Here is a 24,999-nt window from a genome sequence, read left to right as displayed (position 1 = left end):
TCTAACAAACACTTAACACTAAGCGACTAACAACAAAGATTTACCAAGGCAAACTCAAATCAGGTTTATTGCTGAAATCGGGTTGCAGAGGGGGATTTGTTTTAAGCTCTTGTATAATTTCTGCAATTGCCCTGTCCAATTGTGGGTCAATACCTTGCGCATAATCTTGGGGGGCAATGTCTATTTCAATATCAGGTTCTGCTCCATAGTTTTCGACTTTCCAACCCACATCTTTGAACCAGAAAGAAAACTCAGGTTGAGTAGTATAGGAGCCATCCACCAATCCGTTTCGAGGCCAGATTCCAATAACTCCTCCCCATGTTCTCATTCCGATAAGTTTGCCAAGTTGAAGCATTTTAAAAGAATGGCTGAAGATATCCCCATCTGACCCGGCTTGTTCGTTGGTAATGGCAACAATTGGGCCGGCCGGAGATGCAGAAGGATAAGGTTCATGTCCTACCCAACGGGTCAGGTCAAAACCAAGGCGTTTTCTGGAAAGTTTTTCGAGTATTAATTGAGAAACATGCCCTCCTCCGTTAAATCTGACATCAACAATTAACCCACCCCGATCGTATTCGGACAAATAATAACGGTGAAATTCACCATAACCATTAGGTCCCATATCAGGTATATGTACATAACCAACTTTGCCTCCGGTTGCTTCGTGAACATATTTCCGGTTGTTTTCAACCCATTCGCGATAGCGAAGCATGGCTTCATTGCCGATGGTTTTAACATTAACATTTCTTCGATTGCTGCCATCATGGTTTGAAACTGTAAGCTGCACTTCACTTGCTATATAGTTTACCAAAAGTTTTTGTGGAGGGTCGTTTTCGCTCAATTGTTGCCCATTAATTGCGAGCAATAACATCCCTTCAGAAATATTGACACCCGGGCGTTTGAGTGGTGGAGGGCTATGCAGATGCCAGGTATCAGCGCTTAAAATCCGCTCAAAACGATAGGCTTGGTGTCTATGGTCATAGCTTAAATCAGCACCTAAAAACCCGACATAATAAGGAGGGTGAGGTCTGTAATCTCCCCCTACTTCATAGGCATGAGAGGTTCCAAGTTCACCGTGAATTTCCCAAATAAGGTCAGAAATTTCGCTTCGTGTGTTTGTCCGATCTACTAATGGGGCATACAGGTCGAACACTTTCTGCCATTGAATATTGCTCATTTCCGGCGACCAGAAAAACTCTTTTTGCAGTCGCCATGCTTCAGCGAACATTTGTTTCCATTCTGCACCCGGCTCAATTGACAATTTAATTCGCGAAAAATCTACCCAACCACTTTTTCGGGTAAATCCATCGCTGTCTTTTGAAGTACAGGTTTCAATATCGGTACTAACCACTCTCAATTGGTTGTTTGACCAATAAGCTAAGGCTTTTCCGTCGGATGAAAGTGTAAAAGAGTTTATGCCGGCAGCAAAAACAGTTTCTTCCAGTTTATCAATGTTATAGGACATTAATTTAGCTTTTGCAGTCGGTTCTGCATAACGTGCACCTTCAACCTGATAGGAAGTATAAAAAATTTTGTTTTTACAAACATCCATCTGCACATAATTGCCCTCTGCAATTGGAACAGCAACAATACGGTCTTCTATTCCTTCAAGGTCTATGATGATTTTCTCCGGTTTTTTTTCTTTTGGCTTTTCAGTTTTTTCTGTTTGTTCAAGGTCAGTGTGGTGATGGTGTATATGGGCTTCTTCGTCTTCGTCAACGCTTTTCGGAACCGGCACAAACGGAGAAGGAACATCTTTGCGAAGGGTAATCAAATAGGGAAGAATACCTTTAGGAAAATTTAAATCGAAATGCAGATTATCATAAACAGGGTTAAAAATTCTGGCTGAAAGAAACAGCAGATATTTACCGCTTGGGTGAAAAACGGGCTCAAAATCGTACAAAACCGGTCGGGTAACTTGATGGGATTGCCCGGTTTCGAAACTAAAGAGTTTGATGGCTGTAGTTTGATGGTTAATTGGAAAAGCGTATGCAATCCAATTGCCATCGGGCGACCAACTGAATGGAAGCCCAAAAGGAGTTCCGGTTTCTGCGCGGTCTATAATGATGTGGTCGCCGGTTTCCAGATTTACCCAAATGAGTTCCTGACGGTGATTGGTAATAACGGCTTCATCTTTACAGCAAGAAACTTTAATGGAATAAGGGATGCCAATGTCGAGATGCTCAAAGTGTTTGGTCTGTTCGTTAGTTTCTACAGAAAATACACAGAGACGATATTGTCCGCTTTGGTCGGTAGCAGCAACAATTCGTTTACCATCTGACAGCCATTGGCTGTGTTTATAACGTGTCATTCCACTTCTGTCACCAAACTGGGAAACGGACCCTTCCCAATTACCAAAAGCAAATATTTTTCCTCTTGTATTGATACAAAGGTGGCTGCCTGCCGGATTTAGTGCATAATTATCGGCAAATTGGGCAGCATTGGCAAACTTCCGGTTGCGTTGTACGCGAGGAGAAAGATAATTAATAGATAGTTTTTTTGCAGAATTTGTACTGAGTGAAAAAAGATAGATATCTCCTCCGGCATGGTAAACTATATGGTTGCCGTCTGTTTGTGCGTTTCTTGCATAAAATCCTTTATGTTGAGTATGTTGAACAAAATCGGAACCATCAGGCTTACAAGAACAGATATTTCCTACGCCACTATTGTCAGCGATAAAATAGACCCTATCATTGATAAACATCGGGCAATTGTAATTGGCAGTTACGGGTTGAAGTTTGGTAAATTCACCTTTACCATCTTTATCAATCCATAAAACTCCTGCTGTTCCGCCCCTGTAACGTTTCCAATAGGAAGAGTCGCGGGTATGTCGCCCCAAAACAACCCCTCCTGTATGGTTAAAACTAATGCTCCGGGCAGGACCGTACTTATTCAGTCTTACCGGAAGATTTCCATGGATATCTACTTCATATAAAGCAGGTGCATGACCGTGTGGTTGACCGTAATTGGTTGCAAATACTATTTTATCTTGGTTCCAACCTGCCATAATGATGCCGCTCCCCAAAAAAGTTAATCTTTTGGCGGTACCTCCGGTAGAAGGCATTACATATATTTCCTGCGGACCTTCGTCAGAGCCAACAAATGCAATATATTGACCGTCCGGTGAAAAACAGGGTTGAGAGATTATTCCTAAATTTGCAGTAAGCCGGTGAGCGGCTCCGCCTTTAATCGAGGTTAACCATAGATCATCTTCTGAAACAAAAACCAGATGGTCCTGATAAACAGAGGGAAATCTGTAATATCCTTGCATTGGGGAGTTCATTTGCGCTACAATTTTTGTGGGGTAAAAAGAAAGAAGCGCAAAGATAGCAAAAAGGACTAAGGACAGAAGAGCAAATAGCCCTTAACTATTGTTTTTTACCGTTAAACTCTTTATCGGTTTGTGTAAATTCCTGTGGACTTATGCCATCATAATCATAAGTTTGTATCAAAAGACTGTCAACGTCGGCTTTAATATGGGCAAAATAAGAATATTGTGTACCTGTGTTGTTAAAATACTGTTGTATATCATTGTATAAAAAGCGATTTGTGCCAATCATAATGCTATCTTCACCTATATACTTCACTTCAATGGTTTCGGAATATGTCGTATCAGAATTTCCATATCCATCTACCGGATCTGCCCAAATTAAATTTAAGTGCGTTTCGCCAACATACAACCCTTCAATATCTGGTTTGGAATCTTCTTTGCAGGCAGAAATACCAACAATTATCGTCAATAGGCACATTGTAAACAAGCTGTATTTTGTCATGACCGGACAGAATTATGAAAGTGAAAAATTGCTTATGGCAAAAGTGAATTAATTTTTGTGGAAATAAGGCATTACTCTTTCAAAGAATCAACCCCATTAATTGAACTTCAGGTCAGTGTTTAGATTTTTTGGGGCAGTCTTTGCAACGTTTGTGTTTCTTGTATTTCTTGCAACATTTCTTTTTTTTGTCACATTCAAAAGGAACAACCAACAGAGAATATTTCTCTTCAAAATCCGAAATATTTAATTTGGCTACATGGATAGTATAGCAACTTTGAGTAAAAGACATCCTTAAATTTCTTAAAGAAAAATTGAAACTCAATAAAGATGCAAAGATACAATAAAGAATAGACAAAGATGAAACGGGATATAAGTAACCGGATAATATTGTGGGGAACTTGTGTCTGACTGATAACATTTCGACCGAATAATTTTGCAGTTATCCGTATTTCCAATCGCAATAAAACCTCTACCTTTACTACCTGACCTATTTAAAAGTTAATATTCTGCAAAACTTCAAAATATGATAAGATGTGCCTGGGTAAAACCCACCGAGCCTTTAGAAATAAATTACCACGATACAGAATGGGGTGTTCCGGTGCACGACGACCGAAAATTGTTTGAGTTTTTGGTCTTAGATGCTTTTCAGGCAGGATTAAGCTGGAACACCATTTTAAAAAAAAGGGAAAACTTCAGAGCGGCCTTCAATAATTTTGAAGCAGAAGTCATCTCACAATATGATGAAGAAAAAGTTGCTGATTTGCTGAATGATGCCGGCATTATTCGTAATAAATTGAAAATCAGAGCGACGATTGCCAACGCCCAACTTTTTCTGAAAATTCAAAAAGAGGAAGGTAGTTTTGACCGTTATATCTGGCAGTTTACCAACCACAAAACTTTGGTCAACCAATGGAAACATCACCGCGAAATCCCGGCAAAAACCATTGAGTCTGATGCTATGAGTAAAGATTTAAACAAACGCGGGTTCAAATTTGTAGGAAGCACTATTTGTTATGCTTTCATGCAGGCTGCAGGAATGGTAAACGACCATACTACCGACTGTTTCCGTTACAATTCATTTGGTTAATTAACAGATGCTCTGTTTTTATTAATTTAGATCTTGAATTTTGGTTTAAATCTTGTTTCATCTACAAATAAAATTGACATTTTATTGAAAATTGAAGTTGGTTTTGAATCAATTCTGGTTTCAAAAATTTAAAAATTTAAAATTTTAAAGTGCAAAATGTCAATTTAAAGGAAGAAAATTACAATTGAAAGGGCTAAAATTATAATTGAAAGGACTAAAACTACAATTTGCCTCTATAAAATGTTAATATTTGGGAGTAAAATTGACTTTTTATAAGAAAAAGAAACAAGAAATGGTTCGTTTCTTATTTCATTTTTGTTTTTGTTTGACTTTTTTCTCCGGTAAAAACGGACTTTAATGGATAAAAAATTTTTCTTTTTTTTAGGCATATAGATTTCAGCCTTATTAAAGTACGATCCTAACTGTACCCCGACCTTTTTGTCAACTCCCCTTTGTTTTGTTTTCACCCTACCCAAAATACTCTTTCAACCGGATTCTAAAGAAAGCTACCGGAACTAAACGAAAGCGCTTTCACCAAAGTTTTTGGGTGATCCGGTAAAAACATTGTTCGTTTTTAGGAATAAGTTGTAAGGCATGATACTTTAGTAAAACCAATCAGATATTATTTGTCCTACATGGGCAATAAATCTTCGGTTTGCACCTGATATTTCAACTGATCCAATACCATTCTGACCGAATCGGCATACATAATAAATGGTTGCCGGTTTTGTTTTGATACCGGCTCTGAGCGGGGTAGTTTTTCTTTGTAAGGATCAACTTGTTTGCCGTTTTTCCAAAACCGGTAACAGAGATGCGGCCCTGTAGCCAATCCGGTACTGCCAACATAACCTATCACTTGTCCTTGACTTACACGCGCCCCTTTTTTAATTCCTTTTGCAAATTTTGACATGTGCAGATATTGGGTCGTGTAAGTATTGTTATGCCTGATTTTTACATACTTCCCATTTCCACGGGTAAAACTGGCTTCAGTAACAGTACCATCCCCAACAGACATAATTGGAGTGCCTTTGGGGGCTGCATAATCAGTACCTAAATGGGGTTTGTGATATTTTAAAACCGGATGAAGCCTTTTTTTACTGTACTTGGATGAAATCCGTGTAAACTTTAAAGGGGATTTCAGAAAAGCCTTTTTTAATGAATTGCCCTCTTCGTTAAAATATTCAGTGTTACCTTTTTGCTCATAAGCAAATGCGTAGAAAGGCTCATTATGATGTTCAAAATAAGCTGCTTTAATTTGTCCGATTGCCAAAGGTTGTCCGTCAACAGAAATTTCTTCATAAATAGCCTTAAACTTATCGCCTTTTTGCAGCTTGAAAAAGTCAATCGTATAAGCAAAAATATCTGCAAGTTCAGTTGCTAAAGAAGGGTTAAGCTGGTTGTTGCTGAGAGTGGCATGTAATGAGCCATAAATTACACCTGAGGCAATTTTCAGGCTTCGTTCTATTTCTTTTTGACAAGTGTAAATATGAGGCATTCCCCTGAAATCAATCACAACATATTTGTGCACGGATTCTTCGTAAATCCAGAATTTAGCGGTTTGTTCTTCATCGCACAATACCCAATATGTTTGATCGGGCCTTATATTTTTATGATTGAAAGTGTTTTTTGAACCGGAAATGGCGGTTTCAATCAGGGGATAAGGCACATTACATCCGGTTAATATTTCACCCAAACGCTCATTTCTTTTAATGATGTCCTGATGAATACTAAACCCGTTTTCAGGGAGTCCGAGATAGTTAAATAAAGCTTTTTCCGGGTTTAATCTGATAAGGGATATATCTTCCGTTTCAGATTCTGTGGGAGGCAGAGGCTCTGTTTCTTCTATTATCTGAAAGGTATCTTCATCATTAAAAAAGGTATCGGAAACAGAACCGGATAATACATCATTTGGGGTAAAAAACTGGAATAATAAGGTTCCTGCTAACATGCCAAATAAAAGCCCCGCTATTGCTAAATACTGCTTCAAAACTTTGACTTAATTTTATTTATCTGATTTCGGGCAGCAAAATAGGACTTTTTTCTAAAATTTACCCCATCAATAAAACACTTAATCGGTTGTATAGCTGATTATTCTAAGATCCGCCTGACTGCCAAATACCTTTTTTCGTAGTTTACTTCTTGTGTAGAACTGATTTTCACACCTCCTGATTTAGCAGATGATGAAGCATGAATAAATGAAATTACACAATCTTTGTTTTCAAGTACAATGCCCACATGTCCGGGAACACGGTTTGTCATATCGGTTCCGGTAAATACGATAATATCACCTTTTGCAGCCTGGCATTTATCAACCGGTTTTCCGGCTTTGATTTGCTCTTTTGAACTTTGGGGAATTATAATACCGTGTTTTTTATAAACATACCCCGTAAAACCGGAACAGTCAAAACCCTTCGGGGTTTTGCCTGCAACAGCATAAGGCGTTCCCATTAAATTTTTGGCAGTTACTATAATACTGTCAATCTTCAGAGAAGATCCGGTTTCTGAATAATCCTTGTTGACCGGTAAAGTCTTGCTATTACGCATCGCACAATTGCCAAACAATAAAACCTGAATAACAAGTACTAACCCAATTCTGGAAGCTAATTTCATGAGGCAGTGATTTGAAAATCAATCTGAAACGGTTGATTTAGCCGATAACTGGCAAATCCAACCAATGTAAGACAATAAGTTAACGCCTTCGATTAATTCATATTGCCTGAGGCTCAAACCATCATGGTTATCTTCACTACCTGTTTAAGCCTAAGCCATCCCTTTCAACATCAAATTCCAGTACATAAATGGAAGGGCATATTTTTTCATTAGCCACATCGCATACTGTTCTTTAGTTTGATCAATAAAAGGGGCAAAAGTAGGCTGAGGATGGTTGTCGTAGTCAAATTCGGCAAGCACCAATTTACCATAGCCCGTAACAATCGGACAAGACGAATAACCATTGTAAGACATGGGGTTAACGATGTTGCCATTTTTGATTAAGCTAAGCAAATTATGAACCAATACAGGTGCTTGTTTTCTAACGGCAGCTCCTGTTTTTGCATTAGGAGTATTCGTGGCATCTCCAATGCCAAAAACGTTGGAAAACTTAGTGCTTTGAAGGCTATGTTTATCTACCTCTATCCAACCGGGCGCATTGGCAAGTGGGCTTTCTTTGATAAATGCAGGCGCACTCATGGGTGGAGTAATATGTATCATCTCATAATGCATGGTTTCCTCTCCAACCGGCTGCCCGTCTTTTAAAATATCATACACCGCTTCGTGTTTTTCTGCTCTGATTTCTTTGAGATTATAGTGAAAATCTGTTTTGATTCCATAACGGGCTATCACCTTATTCAAAGTTTCTGCATAGGATTTGATGCCGAAAATGACACCTCCTGCCGAAGTATAACGCACTTCACTTTTATTTAAAAGATTGTGTTTTCGTAAATAATCTGCTGCCAGATACATGATTTTATGTGGAGCACCGCCACATTTTATCGGAGTATTGGGATTGGTAAACAACATCACTCCGCCTTTAAAATTTTTAATACATTCCCAGGTATAGGGAGCGAGTCTGAATTCATAATTTGAGCATACTCCCTGAGTTCCTAACGACTCTTTCAATCCCTTTATGATATCCCAATCAATTTGAATGCCGGGGCAAAGAACCAGATAATCATAACTCAAAGTATTACCATTCGACAAACTAACGCTATTTGTGTTTGGTTGAAGTTGAGTGGCACTTGCTTTAATCCAGCTTGCCTTTGTGGGAATATAGTCTGCTTCGGGACGTACTGTGTCGTTAATATCGTAAGTTCCTCCTCCAACCAACGTCCATGCAGCCTGATAATAATGATTTTCAGAAGGTTCGACAATTGCAATGTCCAGATTTTTGTTTTTTCTTAATAATTGAGCTGCTACTGTGATGCCGGCAGTGCCTCCTCCGACAATTACAATCTGATGATGTAAGTTAGCCATAAAAATTTTGTAAATTTGGTTTTAAAAGAAAATGGTTCTGATGCCAAAGTTATGACAATTCTTTCATCTTTTCATGTTATTGATACTTTTGTTACTGTGTGCAACCGGTCAAAAGATAACTTCTGAATGGAAGTTAAAGAATTTTATCTAATCAAACTGAAATGCAGGAATTTTGGATGTTTAAGTTATACAGTTCTTGATTGACTTTGAATGATATTTTTTTCAACTTAACTGACCTTCAAAATTTTATGTTTAGGTTTGAATCTAAAAAAAGTAAATTCCGGACTTGCAGATAGCCAATCTGAAAATTAAGTTAGTAAATTTACCCCACACATAAATCGAACAGCCATGTCTGCAACAAACATCTTTGGTTTACTTATCGGGATAGATTTATATCCTCAAAACGCGAGGTTAAACGGCTGTGTTGCCGACAGTTTTGACATGGAGGACTATCTTCGTGCCGCAGTTCCCACTGACAGATTACACCTGATTACGTTGAGAAACCACGAAGCTACCAAAGAAAATATTACTTCTGCTTTTCTTCAACATTTATCAAAGGCCAAAGAAAACGATACAGTTGTTCTGCATTATGCAGGTCATGGATCCCGGGAACAGGCAGATCCTGCTTTTTGGTCTGTTACTCCCGACCGCATGAATGAGGTGCTTGTTCCTGTTGATGCAATCACTCCTGCAATGACTATGAACAATCCCCTTGCTGATAAGGAGTTGAAATGGCTGATCCGGCAGATTTCCAAAAACAATCCACACATTGCAATCATACTGGACTGTTGTAATTCGGGAGACGGTACCAGGCTGATTCATAGTTTCAAAAACCGGTTCACCTCAGCAAAACAAGATAGCATCCGAAGTTTTGAACAATATGTGTTTAAAGATGACATCGAACTGACTCAGGCATTTGAACTTCAACAACCGGTTGAGTTCAAATCGGGCAAACATATTTTGCTTGCTGCCTGCAGAAATAGTCAAACAGCCAAAGAACTCAAAGTCAATGGCAGTCAACGGGGTATTTTTACCCACAGCCTTACAGAAGCCCTGAGAAATAACAATGGTAATATCAGTTACAAAGACCTGATGCGTCTTGCCTCCATCAAAGTATTGAATACCGTACAAGATCAGGTTCCTCAATTAGAGGCTGTTATTGATACCAATCAAAGCAATATGTTGTTTTTAGGTGGTTATACAGCAAAGCGGAACTATTATATCGCAACTAAAAATCCCAATACCGGAGTCTGGGAGTTAGATGCCGGTCAAATCAACGGCATTACTGTTTCAGAGTCTGAACCTACGAGTTTTACCCTGTATAATCAAAACACCGACCTGGATACCGACTTTCCGGATGTAATTACAGAAGCGACTGTGGAGCAACTTGACCTGAACCGGAGTGTGTTAAATATAGCAGACCAAACCCAACTACAGGCAGTTTCCTACAAAGCTCTGCCCAAACACATTCCCCGCCCTAAACTCAAAGTCCGTTTTGAACCCGAAACCCCGATACCTCGACTTTTTTCGGCAATCTCTCTGCTTCGGGCTGTTTTATATACTTCAGGGCACGGTGCAAAACCTTCAGTTTATGTTGAAGAAGTAACCAATAATTCGGAACCCGATTACCGGGTTATCTCATATTTACACAATGGGCAGGGTAAATATAAAATATGTAGTCCGACAGATGACCGCCCGCTTGTAGAACATACGGTGGGATTTGGATGGCGGGAAGCTATGGATTTGGTCAGACAATTAGAGCATATAGCACAATGGGAGCAGATTAACCGTTTGCAAAATGTAGCAAGCAATATTAAAGCAGGCGATGTTGGGTTGGAAATTTTTGTTTCAGAACGAGACAGAACAACAGGAAATTGGTCGGATTTTAAAACGGTTGCAGCAGAAAACGGCATTTTAGACATCCGTTATTACGAATATGAAGAGGAAATAACGGATAGTAACGGGAAAAAAGTAAAACAAAAATTCAGTTCACCCGAAATTAAAATCAAGGTCAATAACAATAGCGATAAAAGCTTTTTTACCTCTTTATATTATCTGGGCTCAGATTTTTCATGCACAAATGAACTGCTCCAAAAGAGGCAAATTGCCCCACAACAAAAAGGAATAGCAGCGTTGGAAGACCAAGCCATCACACCGCAGGTTCCGGCTGAACTTCAAAACCTGGGAATTAGTCAGGATAAATCTGTTCTGAAACTATTGGTCAGCACTGATGATTTTAATGCAGATACTTATAATTTAAAAGGGCTGCAATATGCTCAAAATATGCGGTCGTTGGTTAAAAGTAACAGACAGACACCGGCTAAAGATTGGCAAACCTTTACCATAATCATCAATGCCATTAAATCATTTGACGAAAACGGAAGAGATTTACTGGAAAAAAGCGGCATTAAGGTTACAATGCCGGATGGACTTAATGCAAATTTAACCATATCATCCCATTTACAGCCAGAAAATACCAGAGATTTACATCGTCAGTCACTCCCTCTTATTCCGGATATTTTTTTGGAAGATACAGATACTTCAGAAGTTTTACCTTTAATCAGTACCAGAGGCACTGCTCCGGTTTTGAATGTTGTGGAATTGAATAACGTGCAAAATCCCGAAATTGTAACAGAGAGCAATCCAATTAAAATTTCACTTCCTCATTCGCTCGAAGACGGAGAAACTATCTTGCCATTTGCAAATGACGGTGAATTTTACTATCCCCTTGGTTTTGTAGAAAAAGATTCCGATGGTAATACTACTGTTACGATTGAACGGCTTGTAATAGAAGACCCCTCCAAAACTGAACGTGCTGTTAGAGGTTTGTTTAACACGGCAAAAATAGTTTTTCATAAAATTATCGGGCAAAAGTTGGGCTTTGGATATGAATATCCCAATCTTGCAGTGGTAAGCGTAGATGAAAATGGAAAACTTGAATATGAAAACAACAAACTTGCGGTTGCGGAAAAAGTAAAACAAGCCGGGCGTATTCTGCTCATTATTCACGGGTTTACCGGTGAAACCAGGGCCTTTTTGCAACCCGAACGCAAAAAGCCGGTAAACCCCTTATTATTAAACATACAACAACATTATGATTTGGTTCTTGCTTTCGACTATGACAGCTATAGCACAGGAATCAGACAAACAGCACTTGATTTCAAAAAACGGTTGACGGATGTAGGTTTAGCCGAAGGGCATCAAAAAACACTCCATATCATGGCACATTCCATGGGAGGGTTGGTCAGCAGGTGGATGATAGAAAAAGAGGGGGCATCAGGCATGGTACAACATCTGATGATGCTCGGTACTCCAAACAACGGAAGCCCCTGGCCAAAAATGAAAGACTGGGCTGCCTGGGCAGTTACTATTGGTTTGAGCAAAATCACTTTAGTCGGATGGCCACTTTTAGCTTTAAACTACCTGATGGAGGGTACAAAAAAGGCTGCTTCGTTAGATAAAGTAACAGATGATATGAAACCGGGCTCTGAATTGATTCAATCTTTAGATGGCAGCAATGATCCCGGGGTGCCATATACTATTATTGCCGGAAACACTTCCATTCTGCTGAAAACACAAACGGATGGAGAGGGCAAGGTTAAAAAAATTCTGACGAACCTTGGAATTGACAAAGCGCATTATCAATTACTCACGCAGTTTTTATTTCGGGAGGAAAACGACATTGCAGCAAGTAAAAGTAGTATGACCAATGTTTCAGCCAACAGAAATCCAATTCCGAAATTAGTCATTGCACCTTGCGACCATATCAGTTATTTTACGACCGATGCCGGAAGAATGGTTATCACAAAGGTTTTGGATGAGTTGGGATAACACCCCGAATTTTTGCAGTATGGTTATTTAGTAATTCCAATTGTCTTTGTTAAAGACCTGCAATCAGTTCTTTTTCGTCATCCAAACTAATCCCTGTTTTAGGAATTGGCCAGTTTAACTGCTCATAGTAAGCAGCACTTTCGATAAAAGTATCTATCAAAGGCGTAAAAGTTAGTGGGAAATCGGCAAGCAGGCGGCTGTTATCCATCATTAGAAAACTACCATTGAGCCAAAGTGGAAGGTCAGTCCAAACCTGTACTTTTTCATGGTCTAAATAATCGGTAGAGGCCAAACAAAACTCTGGCTGAGTCTTGACTGCCAAAGCCATCGTTTTTACTAAATCAAACAGGTTGGTCAGAGGATGAGTATTGACATTATATACTTTTCGGTGTTGAGGCAGGTCTATAGCCGAGATAATGATTTTAGCGAGGTCTTTAACATAAGTAAAGGTGTCTTTTGATTCGTAACCACTTTCTGGAAACAAAATACTTTTTGAATTTTTTACCCGATATAACCAATAATAATGCCGATCGAATGGGTCAAAAGGTCCGTAAATTACCGAAGGTCTTAAAATTATAGAATCCAAGCCTTCACATTGCAACAGCGCTTCTTCACAGGCCACTTTGCGCTGTCCGTAAGTGGCCATTGTAGTATCTGTACGCTGTTCCAGGGAACAGGTCAATAGCTCAAAATCTTCCTCTATTAATTTGTTTTCAGAAGCTTCAAGGTTGTAAACCGAAGCAGTCGAAACAAATATATAACGCTTGCATCTGGTTTGTATCTTGGAAGCATATTCCTTTATAGTATTCGGGTAATAGCCCGATATATCAATGACGGCATCCCAGTTTTCATTACAAGTTTGGAGAAGATCGTCCGATTCGCGGTTGCCTTGAATTTTTCTGAGACCTGGAAACAGATTAGCATTGGTTTTTCCTCTGTTGAAAAGAACAACTTCATAGTCCCTCTTTTTTAATAATTCTTCTACTAAAACACGACCGACAAAAGAGGTGCCACCCAGTACCAATATTTTTTTCATGTTAAAATGGTTGTCCGTAATTGCAAAATAGCAATATAAATAAACCTCACCCGATTTAGGGCTACGGACAATTAGTGTATTAAGTCAGCAGAATATTTCAAAAACGGTCTCTTAGTTTAATATTTTAAGTCCGACCAATTTTTTAGTTAAAAGTAATTAGAACTTCCCTTAATCAGGGCGAGTATAAATACTACTAAAAACATCAGGGTAGAAAGACCTGCCATCCACTTGTTTCGGCGTTTAAATCCGATAAATCCCAAAGGCAATGCCAGTATAACTAAGGTCAGTTTTACATGAAACCAGCCATTGACTTTCATCCAGGCACCTCCATAAGTTGTAAGGATATAAATACCCGTAATTAAAAAAACCAAGGAAATTACACCTTCAGTTGCGATGGTTTTTTTCTTGTAATTTTCAAGTGCCCGGGTTTCATCTAAAAAAAGCAATACTGTTTTTGCCAGATAGGAAAGCAAAAATAAAATAACCGTAGCAAGATGCAAATGCTTTACAAAATCGGGGCCAAATGTTCCCATAATTGAATATTTTTTAAGGTTTGCACAAAACTACCAATTTACCTGACACTGCCAACCACACTCAATAAAAAAATGCGACTTTTGCTTTTATTTCTGATTTGTTAGCCGTAAATGATTGAAAATCCTTACATTTTGGCTTCATTATTTTTAAACTGGAAGTATCCGATTTTTATCATCTCATTTTCAAAGCCAATGTCATTATGCTACGTTATATTTTATCTGGTTTAATGTTTTTTCATGCACTTATTCATTTATTAGGTTTTGTCAAGGGATATAAATTGGCCGATATTAGCCAGTTGATGCTCCCTGTTTCAAAGATTGGGGGTACTATATGGATGTTAGCTTTTCTGTTATTGATAAGCTCAACTTTCCTTTTTGTTGGTAAAATTAATGGTTGGTGGTGGTTTGCTTTTTCCGGAGTAATTTTATCTCAGGTGCTTATAATAGGGGCGTGGCAGGATGCCAAATTTGGTTCAATACTCAATTTGATTATTCTGATAGTAGCCATAACAGCTTTTGCAAAAAGCCGGTTTAATAATATGGTTCAAACTGAAATCAATCAAATGTTTCAATCAACACCGGTTTCTGAAGCCGCTATTTTAACTCAGGAGAATATTCAGCATTTGCCTGTACCGGTACAACAATGGCTACAACAATCCGGTGCAATTGGAAAAGAAATCATACACAATGTATGGTTAAAACAGAAAGTATGGATGAAAACAAAGCCGGGCCAAAAAGAATGGATAGAGGCAGAGGCGGATCAATTTTTTACTGTAGCCCGGCCTGCTTTTGTTTGGAAGGTGTCTATGCAAATGATGCCGATGTTGGAAGTGGTCGGCAGAGATAAGTATATGGATGGGAAGGGAAGCATGATTATTAAAGCGCTTGGCTTGATAAATATGGTCAATGCCGCCGATGAAAAAATTGATCAGGGTACTTTACAACGATATTTAGCCGAAATCATTTGGTTCCCTTCGGCTGCGGTAAGTCCATATATTCATTGGGAATCTATTGATTCGGTTTCAGCAAAAGCAACCATGAACTTTGAAGGAATTAGCGGCTCAGGAATTTTCCATTTTAACGGACAAGGACAATTTAAAAAATTTACCACACAAAGATATATGGGTAGCGGAGAAGAAGCTGTTTTGCGTGAATGGGAAATAACGTCTCAAGCCTATCGGGAAATAAATGGTTTTGAAATTCCGGTCAAACTGGAAGTTGTCTGGAAATTAGAGGAGGGCGATTTTAATTGGTTGAACCTTGAAATTATAGATATAAAATACAACCAACAACAAACTCAGTAATCAAAGGCTTCCTGAATGTTGGGAAAGTAAGCTTATTGACGGTTCTCAATTATTAGGCATTGTGGTTTTGCGATATGATTTTAGCTAAGTCTTTTTCGCTGAAAGCAATAACCGGCAAAACCCCCATTCGCTTGCCAAACAACAATTCAGATACTACTTTAGGTATTTCGCTTTTAATTATCGGTATGTCAGGCATATCTGAAGTTGAAGTGCCTATTTTTTTAATTAAAATTAGTCCACATACCGGGGCTTCATCTCTTAGTCTAGTTCCTGCATAAGTTCCTGCAATCCAATCAAAATCATCCAAATGGCGGTTAAAACCAACATAAAGGCAGATCAGTGAAATATGTTCTGGTTTGCTGTTGGGGAGTTCCAAAAATAAAGTAGAGCCTGTCCTCCACACTCGCCCTCTGCCGGATTGGTAGATAGGAGTGCCGTCTGAGTCATAATAGGTCAGTTGCGCTTTACTATGGTGGTTTAAGAAACTAATTACGGCACAATTTACTGATTCATTCCAGTGACTGTAATAATAATAGTAATAATGTGTGAAATTGGTCTGTTCGGGGGCATCTTTTACCATACCCGTATCAAAAGCATAATCATTCTTTTCTGAATCTCTGAAAATTGTAATCTTGTAATATGCCATTAAAATTGCCAGTATATCCGTCAGTTTATGACGGGAAAGCCTTTTCATTCGGTAAAGATCAAACCGGCGAGCTTTGCTTAAACTGGTAACGCCGGTTTCATTTTCAACTGTGCGGGAACTAATATCAAATTCATCTTTCAAAAAATGCAGTAAACGGTCAATCAGTTGAGAGGCTTGTTCAATACTTAGCTGGTCCGGAAGTATTTGTTCCTTCATTGTTAATCACTTTGTTTTTTTCTTAATTATTTCATTGGTAGTATTGATTCTTTCCCCGTTAAAATTTTATCAGATACTGATAAATGCAAAAATAAGAATAGTCTAAGATGGTAAGGTGAAAATATTAGAAATTAAATTTTATTTCTGAAAATTTCAATAGTTTTCAATTAACAGGGATTTATTTTTGCTGGAACTTATTAAAAGAGCTATCCTAATTTTTGAAACTCGTATCTTAAAGTTAGAAATTGCTGTGGGTTAACTTTTTTTTAAGGATCTCAAAAGAGGAGTTTTAGGTTGTATTGTGTCCCCATGCGGTTTACATTAAACAGTGTTAAAAACGTATGACATTATAGGAAATAGTAGAGGTTAATCACCAATGCTGTTTCCTTTTTTTATGTACTCATTTGAACTTAACTTTGAGCTAAACTCGCAGAAGTCGGTGAGAATGTTAGGGAAATTTGATAAAAAAGTAAAAATTTCTAAAAAAAGTCGGACTAATTTTAAATTTTTCACAAGAAATTATGTATTTTCACTATTTTGGAGTTTTCAAAGGACATTAGCCTGAATTGAATGAGATTACCTTATGAAACGTACTCAAATTTGGATAAGTGGTTCCACTTTATATAGGTCAGGTAGATACTTTACATTACACATCATCTTATTTATGACAAACTCCATCAAAACTCACCACTTTGTTTTTATTCCCGGTTCATTCCATGCTGCCTGGTGCTGGTTTAAAATGCAACCCTTATTAAGCAAAAACGGGAATACTTCGGAATCAATTGACTTGCCCGGTCATGGTCATGATACAACACTCCCGGGACAGATTACTTTAGAGCATTATGTTGATGCTGTTTGTAAGTCAATTGAAAAATATGATAGGCCGGTAGTATTAATCGGACATAGCCGTGCGGGTATAGTCATTTCAGAAGTTGCCGAAAAAATTCCCGAAAAAATTGATAAACTGGTTTACCTCTGCGCATTCCTGATACCCAATGGAGAACCCTTGGTTGCGACAGCTTTGACAGACACCGAATCTGCCTTAGTGTCAAACCTGATATTTAACGAACCTGAAGGTTGGCATTTTCCCCGCCTGAGATGTTTAAGGAAATCTTTTATCATGATTGTTCTGACGAAGATGTCGCATTATGCAGTTTCCTGTTGTCCAAAGAGCCTAATATACCGGTTGGTACCCCATTAAGTATTTCTAACGAACGTTACGGGAAAGTGAAAAAAGTGTACATATTCACTTCTGTTGATCGAGCTGTAACCACACGTTTGCAAAAGTTCATGGTGAATAGGATGCCGGTGGATCAAACTTTTGAGTTAAATGCGGCTCATTCTCCGTTTTTATCTCAACCTCACGAACTTGCTGACATTTTACTCGGATTATAGAACATTTGCCAAGCTATCTCAGGAAAGTTGATGAAGTGCTATCTGCCGGTTTCAAAACACTCTAACTTTAAAAAAGAAGTCGGGTTTGCGATACAAATTAATATTCAAAACCCAAAAAACAGAATGTCCCTTTTGATGAAGGCATATTTTGGAGTGATATGTTTTATGAGTTTAGAAAATCAGAACAATAAACTGTACCTTAGCGTTTTATTTATCGAAAATGAGTTATGAAAACCTACTGATGTGGTGCATAACTTAGAAATACTACCATTTTGATTAAAAATATTTTCAAATGAAGAAAAGTCATATAGCTGCGTTATTGGCTATTGGAGTGCTTATAGCTTATATAATTGGAACATCTTCTAATTACAGCACTTATGAGACTTTTGCAACGGCAAATTCAAATGCAGGGAAAGAGTTTCAGGTTGTAGGAATCTTAGCTCCTGATAAAGAGATGCACTATAGCCCCGAAGAGGATGCCAACCGATTTACTTTTTACATGATGGACGAGAACAACGAAACCAGAAAGGTGGTCTATTATGGCGCTAAACCTACTGATTTTGAGCGTTCTGAAAAAATAGTGTTAACGGGCAAAATGCAGGGTGAAGAATTTCACGCCACAAAAATTTTACTCAAATGTCCTTCAAAATATATCGAAGACCAGTTAGATGACAAAGGCTATTATTCTCCACAAGCAGCCGCCACAGTCAACTGATTTTAAACAGTTAAGTCAATATATGGCGGGGGAAATAGCTGCCGGAGTATTCTGCACAATGGCAGTAAAATACGTGAAAAGTTAATTATGGAGAAAGCATTAGATATACAGTATATCGGCGAATGGTTGCTGCCGGGGAACTTAGGGCATTTGTTTACCCTCATCAGTATGGTTGCTGCTTTGCTTGCCGCAATCGGATTTTACAAAGCAGCAAGTACAGAGCGGGTCAATTTGACCGAAAGCAGTTCCTGGCAAAAACTGGCGCGAACTGGATTTATACTCCATGCCTTTTCAGTTGTAGCTATCATTCTTATTTTGTTTTTTCTGATACTCAATCACCGGTTTGAATATAAATATGTGTGGCAACATTCTTCGCGAAGTTTGCCGGTATATTATATGATCTCCTGTTTTTGGGAAGGACAGGAGGGCAGTTTTTTGCTGTGGCAGTTCTGGACTGCTTTTCTGGGACTGATTTTACTCAAATTTGCACGAGGATGGGAAAACAGGGTGATGAGTGTGGTGAGTTTATTGCAGATATTTTTGGCTGCCATGCTAATCGGGATTTACTTTTTTGGCTATAAAATAGGGAGCAGCCCTTTTGTGTTGTTGCGGGATGAAATGAAAGATTCCCCCATTTTTATGCGTGCCAACTACCTTGAGTTTGTTACGGATGGTCGTGGGTTAAATCCGCTTCTTCAAAATTATTGGATGGTCATTCACCCGCCAACCTTGTTTTTGGGCTTTGCTTTAACGGTTATTCCTTTTGCGTATGTATTGGCTGCCCTGTGGAAGCGCAATTTCGACGATTGGGTCAGACCTGCTTTAGTTTGGTCTTTGATAACCGGAGGAGTTTTAGGAGTTGGGATTTTAATGGGTGGGGCTTGGGCTTATGAAGCCTTGAGTTTTGGAGGTTTTTGGGCTTGGGACCCTGTTGAAAATGCATCTTTGGTTCCTTGGATCGTTTTAATAGGAGGGATTCATACTTTGCTTGCCTACAAACATACCGGTCATGCACTAAGGGCAACTTCGACAATGTTAATCTTGTCTTTTTTGCTTATCTTGTACTCAACCTTTCTTACCCGTAGCGGGATTTTAGGCGATTCCTCGGTTCATTCATTTACCGATTTAGGCATGTCGGGACAGTTATTGGTCTTTATGCTTGCTTTTATAATTTTATCTGCCGGCTTATTGGTATATGGTTGGAAGGCAATGCCGGCTCCCGTCAAAGAGGAAGCCACAGACTCACGCGAGTTTTGGATGTTTGTGGGTTCTTTGGTATTGTTGTTGGTTTCTGTCTTGATTACTTTGGACACTTCTTGGCCGGTGGTCAACAAATTGTTTGGAACAAAGATTACAATTACAGAGCCAATCACTCATTACAACCGCTATACTGTGTGGTTTGCCATTGTTGTGTCTTTGCTAAGTGCAATTATTCAGTACCTGAGGTATAAAAAAACCGGCAATTCTACGGCGGTTAAAAAAATTGTAGCTCCAACTTTGGTGGCTTTGGCACTTACCTTGATTATAGGGTTTGCGCTGCAAATCACTCATTTTGCCTATGGATTGCTTTTATTTGCCACTTTGTTTACCATCACTGCAAATGCCAATTATCTGTTTACAGTTTTATCAGGGAAGATAAAAGTGGCAGGTGGTTCTGTTGCACATTTAGGATTTGGAATCCTGTTGTTAGGAGCTTTGATTTCAGCCGGCAAACAGGAAACGATTTCCATCAATACCGCAGGAATTGATTATGGTGAAGCCTTTAACGAAAAAAACAAACGGGAGAATATTCTGCTATACAAAGACCGTCCCATACAAATGGGGCCATATTGGGTAACTTATATCGGTGATTCACTGGTTCCACCAAATACATTATATAAAGTGCGATACGAAAAAAAGGTAAACGAAGAGGACAAACCCAGTGAAGTGTTTACACTATATCCCAATGCTCAGATTAACCCGAATATGGGATTGATAGCAAATCCGGATACCCGCCACTATCTCACCAAAGATATTTTTACTCATGTCAGTTCAGTAGCCGATAAGTCGAAAGATAATGAATCTGAACAACTCAAAGAGATAGAATTAGCGCCGGGAGATACCGCTATTACTTCCGGAAGTTTTGTGGTGCTCAAAAGAATTAATCCAAATCCTGTCGCCATTAACTATGTGCCTGCCGAAGGAGATATTGCTGCCTCTGCTCAGTTGGAGGTAATTGATATGCAGGGTAAGAAATACACAGCCGAACCGATTTACTATATTCGGAATAGTGTTGAAAACAATGTAGTTGCTGAGATAGAGGGGATGAACATGACCATCAAATTTGAAAAAATATTGCCGGATAAAGGAAAAATTAAACTGGCAATCGTTGAACGCAACCGGCCTGTTGATTTTATCATACTCAAGGCAATTATTTTTCCGTATATCAACCTGCTTTGGTTAGGGTGTTTGATTATGACTGTTGGTTTTATTATCAGTGTAGTTCACAGATATCAACAAGGGCGTTCTCAAAAAACAAAACTCGCCACAGGCGGCGTTAACGATATTTCAGGTGGAGGCGCTCTTATACAACCAGTTACTGCAATCAGGGATAAAGAAGGGTAGGGCACTTTATTTGAAAACTTAGCTCTTAATTTAGCCGTATATCATAGAATTATGCCAATTTTACCCAAAATAGCGTAAAAATAATCTACTCATTAGATATTATCGTATAATCGTTTTATCTTGGCACGCTAACAGGTCCTTGCAAAGCATTTCCAAACAATAAGGAGGTTTTTGTAAACTTCTTTGACGATAGCAGAGTGAGACTACTTCAATGATTGAATATTGAAATTATGTCATTGCTTTCTTTAGCATACGATTTAATGCCAGGGTGGTTAAAAAACAGATATGTCCTGACTACCTTGTTATTTCTGATATGGATGTTGTTTTTTGATGGCAATACGTTTCTTTCGCAAATTAAAATGCGAATGGAAATTAAAGAGATGAAAGGCATTCAGGATTTCTACCGAGCCGAAATCCTCAAATCAAACTCCGAGTTGAAAGAACTGCTGACTAACAACGCTACTTTGGAAAAATTTGCCCGGGAACATTATTTGATGAAACGACCGGAAGAAGATGTGTTCATCATCGTTAAAGAATAACACACAGATTTTTTAGTGGATTTATCCAAACTTTCAAGGACAAATGGTTGGCAGCTATTGCTTTTCAGTTGTTTACTAAAGGGTTTAAATAAATTTGGGTTTTAGTATAAATTTGTCAGGCTTCGGAATCTGTTATTCTTCTTTTACCCTCAATAGTTACAAATTTTTCAGGAAAATTTGCTTCAAAAAGTGCAGATCTGAAAAGAAAGTTTTACTTTGCCCTCATTGTTTGAACAACAAATTTAATTGCCTTAAGCAATTCAGGTACTTACAGATTGTAAACTCTTTTTTTTATAACCAACAAAATACAAACTTTTATGAACAACATTCCATTGACGAGAATTGGGCAGATTTTATACACCGTACCCTTTTTTGTGTTCGGGTTATTTCATTTAATGGGGGCTGATGCTATGGCCGGAATGGTACCGATACCCGGAGGAGCGATTTGGATTTACATAACCGGGCTTTCAATGATTGCAGCCGGAGTTAGTATTATACTCAGAAAAAAAACCAGATTGGCTTGCTTGCTGCTGGCTTTGTTATTGCTTATTTATGTATTAAGTATTCACCTTCCCGGTGTAATTGCAGGGGGAGACGGTGCTCAGGCTGCAATGGGAAATTTTTTGAAAGATATTGGCTTAATGGGGGCAGCGTTAGTGATTGCCAATCAATTTGGTAACGACTAAGTTGTTGCACATTTTTACAGACATATTTTAGCTGATTAGGGAACTGTCATTTTAGAGAATGTAACATTTAATAAAATGACAGTTTCCTTTTTTCAGATTTACTGTTCTCAAATCTTGGGAGCTACACCTTAATGATTAGCAAAATAGCCTGACAGTTCGTAGTCAAAGTATTGCAGTGCGTTTTTTACGGGAAGAGGCAATCCACCGCCAAGCGCACATAGCGAACCGAGTTCCAATGTTTCTATCAAATCGTTAAATAAAGCACGGTCAATTTTATAACCTTCCGACTGTGCTTTTTGCAACATTTCTGCGCCCCGCGTAGAGCCTAAACGGCAGGGGAAACATTTTCCACAACTTTCGTGGGCAGTAAACTGGAACAAATGCTGTAAATAGGCAATGATTGGGAATTGCTTGGGGATACAGACAATAGATGCATGGCCGAGAAGGAAGCCATTTTCGGCAAAAGATTCAAAATCAATGGTCAGTTCATCAATTTTCTGAACCGGTACCAATCCTCCTAAAGGGCCGCCAATATGCATGGCTTTAACCTGAGTTTTAAACCCCTGCCCAAGTTCATGAACAACTAAAGATAAGGGCGTACCCATGTCAGTTTCATATAAACCGGGGCGGTTGAAATGACTGTCTAAAGATAGAAGTTTAGTACCGGTAGATTTTCCTCTGCCAATCGCTGCAAATTGTGACCCGCCATGTTCCAAAATGTAAGGAATGCAAGCAAGTGTTTCAACATTGTTAACCACAGTAGGACGATTGAATAACCCTTGTTGTGTTGGATATGGCGGGCGTACCCGAACTTCGGGACGTTGCCCCTCGATGGAAGAAAGGAGGGCTGTTTCTTCACCGCAGATATAAGCTCCTTGTGCTTTGATAATTTTGAAATGAAATGTAAAACCTGAATTTTGGATATTTTCTCCAACTAACTGATGTTCATACAACCAAACTACTGCTTTCTCTATAATGGTGATTGAATGTGGATATTCTGCCCTGATGTACAAAACGCCCCAATCGGCTCCCGTTATATATCCGGCAAGCATCATGCCTAATAATACTTTTTCAGGTTGTTGTTCTAAAAGATACCGGTCTGAATATGCGCCCGGATCTCCTTCGTCAGCATTACAAACGATAAATTTATGATCGCCGGGCGTATTCCTGCAAGATTCCAATTTAAAAGCAATCGGAAAACCGGCACCACCTCTGCCTCTTAAACCCGAAATTTTAAGCTCTTCCAGCAATTCGGAAGGCGGGCGTTGTAAAGCTTTGTTCCAAAGCCGGAAATAGTTGACGATGTCAGTAACAGGTTGAGTAAGAACCGGAGTACCGTAACTTCCGGTATAATATTGATCATCCGGCAACACTTTGCCCTGGACAATCTCAGCAAGATGGTCAATGTCATTACCTGAGTAATTAACACCCTTATAATGAAAAGCACTGTTTTCATGACACCGTCCAAGACAACACATTTCCCCAATTTTCTCTTCAGAAAAGCAGGTCGAGAGTACCTGGGTTACTTTATCCTGAGTTTCGGCGGTTAAACAGGCACTGCCATTGCAGACATATACTTGCTTCTCTTTGTTTTCAGGCTTTAGAAAGTCGTAAAATGTAGTTGCCCCGTACACATTTGCTTTACCCATTAAAAATTCTGCGGCAAGTTTTTCAATATCTTCCTTAGAAGGAGTGCCCTTGCCTTCTGCTGTTTTTGCCAGTATCTCAAACAAATTATGGTCGAGACCCTGCCGGCCTGAAAGAAAGGATAGGTTTTTGGACATGATGCATTAAAATGATGAAATGGGGTTTCAAGATACGATATTTTTAAGAAGCATATTGAAAGGTTGGGATTTTTATTCATCACTTTTAGATGTTCTTAGTATTTGGTTGAAGTAATTATTCAGGAGAATTGCCTTACAAGAATTGGATTCCAATATAACCTGAAAATTATCAGGCATAAGTTAACGCACCTCGGGCAGTTTGATTTTACACGGTATGGAAGCAAAACGGATAGTTTGTTTATTATGCGTTAAGAAAAAATTAAAAATAGAACAAAAATTTGGGTGAACAAAAGGTTAATACAGGTTGACAATAACCTTTTGCAGGGGCACATAAAGTCATAGCAGGTTGACAATAGTTTATTGCAGAGGGTTTTTGATATATTGCAGGGGAACAAAAACATTTTTCAAAGATTCATTTACAATTCGCAGGTACACTTTAAGTTCATGCAGGGGGGAAAAGGCCTTTTGCAAGGGCACATTAAGTTAATGCAGGGGGACAAGAGTTCCTTGCAGGGGGACTTTGAATTAATGCAGAGGCACAAAGTGACATTGCAGGTTGACAACAGTTAATGGCAGAGATTCAAAATTGAAATTTAAAAACCTTAAAGAAAAGAAATAGATAACAGGAGGATGAAAATTAGGATGTGAAAACCTCGTCAGATATTTTAAAAAAAATAGCCTAGAATAAAGCGGTTAAATTGAATGTATTTTAGTATTAACGCAATTTTTTTATTTAATTTGTAATTAAAATTAATTTAAATTCCTATCCAAAAGTATTCACAATATTTGAAGAATCGGGCTTAAATGCTAATTTAAGGTGTATGATTGTACAGCTGCTAAAATGTTATTATTTGTTAAAAAATAATGACAAATTTTTG

Annotated in this window: 17 protein-coding genes; 8 read left to right on the top strand and 9 right to left on the bottom strand. The window is 38.6% G+C overall.

Annotation, left to right across the window (positions count from 1 at the left end; all coding sequences use genetic code 11):
- Positions 1-40: 40 nt before the first annotated feature.
- On the bottom strand, positions 41-3,283 hold the full coding sequence (locus IPM47_20120) for a PDZ domain-containing protein (protein ID QQS29111.1): 3,243 nt from the start codon (positions 3,281-3,283) through the stop codon (positions 41-43).
- Positions 3,284-3,368: 85 nt separating this feature from the next.
- Positions 3,369-3,773, bottom strand: a complete 405-nt coding sequence (locus tag IPM47_20115; protein QQS29110.1) for a hypothetical protein — start codon at positions 3,771-3,773, stop codon at positions 3,369-3,371.
- Positions 3,774-4,296: 523 nt separating this feature from the next.
- On the opposite strand from IPM47_20115, the gene IPM47_20110 reads away from it, so the two are divergent.
- On the top strand, positions 4,297-4,860 hold the full coding sequence (locus tag IPM47_20110; protein QQS29109.1) for a DNA-3-methyladenine glycosylase I: 564 nt from the start codon (positions 4,297-4,299) through the stop codon (positions 4,858-4,860).
- Between the two features lie 631 nt (positions 4,861-5,491).
- On the opposite strand, the gene IPM47_20105 is transcribed toward IPM47_20110, so the two are convergent.
- From IPM47_20105 to IPM47_20095, 3 genes are all read right to left on the bottom strand, one after another.
- Positions 5,492-6,847, bottom strand: a complete 1,356-nt coding sequence (locus IPM47_20105) for a peptidoglycan DD-metalloendopeptidase family protein (protein QQS29108.1) — start codon at positions 6,845-6,847, stop codon at positions 5,492-5,494.
- Positions 6,848-6,948: 101 nt separating this feature from the next.
- Positions 6,949-7,470 carry a C40 family peptidase gene (locus tag IPM47_20100; GenBank protein ID QQS29107.1) on the bottom strand — a complete coding sequence of 174 codons (522 nt, stop codon included), beginning with the start codon at positions 7,468-7,470 and terminating at the stop codon, positions 6,949-6,951.
- Between the two features lie 150 nt (positions 7,471-7,620).
- Positions 7,621-8,832 carry an NAD(P)/FAD-dependent oxidoreductase gene (locus tag IPM47_20095; GenBank protein QQS29106.1) on the bottom strand — a complete coding sequence of 404 codons (1,212 nt, stop codon included), beginning with the start codon at positions 8,830-8,832 and terminating at the stop codon, positions 7,621-7,623.
- Between the two features lie 348 nt (positions 8,833-9,180).
- On the opposite strand from IPM47_20095, the gene IPM47_20090 reads away from it, so the two are divergent.
- Positions 9,181-12,663 carry a caspase family protein gene (locus tag IPM47_20090; GenBank protein ID QQS29105.1) on the top strand — a complete coding sequence of 1,161 codons (3,483 nt, stop codon included), beginning with the start codon at positions 9,181-9,183 and terminating at the stop codon, positions 12,661-12,663.
- A 49-nt stretch (positions 12,664-12,712) separates the two neighbouring features.
- Here IPM47_20090 and IPM47_20085 read toward each other — a convergent pair whose 3' ends face one another.
- Complete coding sequence (locus IPM47_20085) at positions 12,713-13,699, bottom strand: NAD-dependent epimerase/dehydratase family protein (protein QQS29104.1); 987 nt, start codon at positions 13,697-13,699, stop codon at positions 12,713-12,715.
- A 146-nt stretch (positions 13,700-13,845) separates the two neighbouring features.
- Positions 13,846-14,232: a SirB2 family protein gene (locus tag IPM47_20080; protein ID QQS29103.1), complete on the bottom strand. Its 387-nt coding sequence runs from the start codon at positions 14,230-14,232 to the stop codon at positions 13,846-13,848.
- A 200-nt stretch (positions 14,233-14,432) separates the two neighbouring features.
- On the opposite strand from IPM47_20080, the gene IPM47_20075 reads away from it, so the two are divergent.
- Positions 14,433-15,536 (top strand): hypothetical protein, encoded by a 1,104-nt coding sequence (locus tag IPM47_20075; protein QQS29102.1) that lies wholly within the window; start codon positions 14,433-14,435, stop codon positions 15,534-15,536.
- Positions 15,537-15,588: 52 nt separating this feature from the next.
- Here IPM47_20075 and IPM47_20070 read toward each other — a convergent pair whose 3' ends face one another.
- Positions 15,589-16,398, bottom strand: a complete 810-nt coding sequence (locus IPM47_20070) for a hypothetical protein (protein QQS29101.1) — start codon at positions 16,396-16,398, stop codon at positions 15,589-15,591.
- A gap of 664 nt (positions 16,399-17,062) precedes the next feature.
- Here IPM47_20070 and IPM47_20065 point away from each other — a divergent pair.
- From IPM47_20065 to IPM47_20045, 5 genes are all read left to right on the top strand, one after another.
- Positions 17,063-17,599: an alpha/beta fold hydrolase gene (locus IPM47_20065; GenBank protein QQS29100.1), complete on the top strand. Its 537-nt coding sequence runs from the start codon at positions 17,063-17,065 to the stop codon at positions 17,597-17,599.
- 486 nt (positions 17,600-18,085) lie between these two features.
- A complete protein-coding gene (locus tag IPM47_20060; GenBank protein ID QQS29099.1) occupies positions 18,086-18,508 on the top strand; it encodes a cytochrome c maturation protein CcmE in 423 nt (140 codons plus the stop codon).
- Between the two features lie 87 nt (positions 18,509-18,595).
- Positions 18,596-21,112, top strand: a complete 2,517-nt coding sequence (gene ccsA / locus IPM47_20055; GenBank protein QQS29098.1) for a cytochrome c biogenesis protein CcsA — start codon at positions 18,596-18,598, stop codon at positions 21,110-21,112.
- Positions 21,113-21,372: 260 nt separating this feature from the next.
- Positions 21,373-21,651 (top strand): septum formation initiator family protein, encoded by a 279-nt coding sequence (locus IPM47_20050; protein ID QQS31538.1) that lies wholly within the window; start codon positions 21,373-21,375, stop codon positions 21,649-21,651.
- Positions 21,652-21,983: 332 nt separating this feature from the next.
- The gene (locus IPM47_20045; GenBank protein ID QQS31537.1) at positions 21,984-22,337 is read left to right on the top strand and encodes a DoxX family membrane protein; all 354 of its coding nucleotides are present in this window, start codon (positions 21,984-21,986) and stop codon (positions 22,335-22,337) included.
- A 128-nt stretch (positions 22,338-22,465) separates the two neighbouring features.
- Here the strand turns inward: IPM47_20045 and IPM47_20040 are convergent, their stop codons facing one another.
- Positions 22,466-24,121: an NAD(P)H-dependent oxidoreductase subunit E gene (locus IPM47_20040; GenBank protein ID QQS29097.1), complete on the bottom strand. Its 1,656-nt coding sequence runs from the start codon at positions 24,119-24,121 to the stop codon at positions 22,466-22,468.
- Between the last annotated feature and the right edge of the window lie 878 nt (positions 24,122-24,999).

The sequence above is a fragment of the Sphingobacteriales bacterium genome (genome assembly GCA_016700115.1).
Classification (GTDB): domain Bacteria; phylum Bacteroidota; class Bacteroidia; order Chitinophagales; family UBA2359; genus UBA2359.
This window is presented reverse-complemented; position numbering and strand designations above follow the sequence as displayed.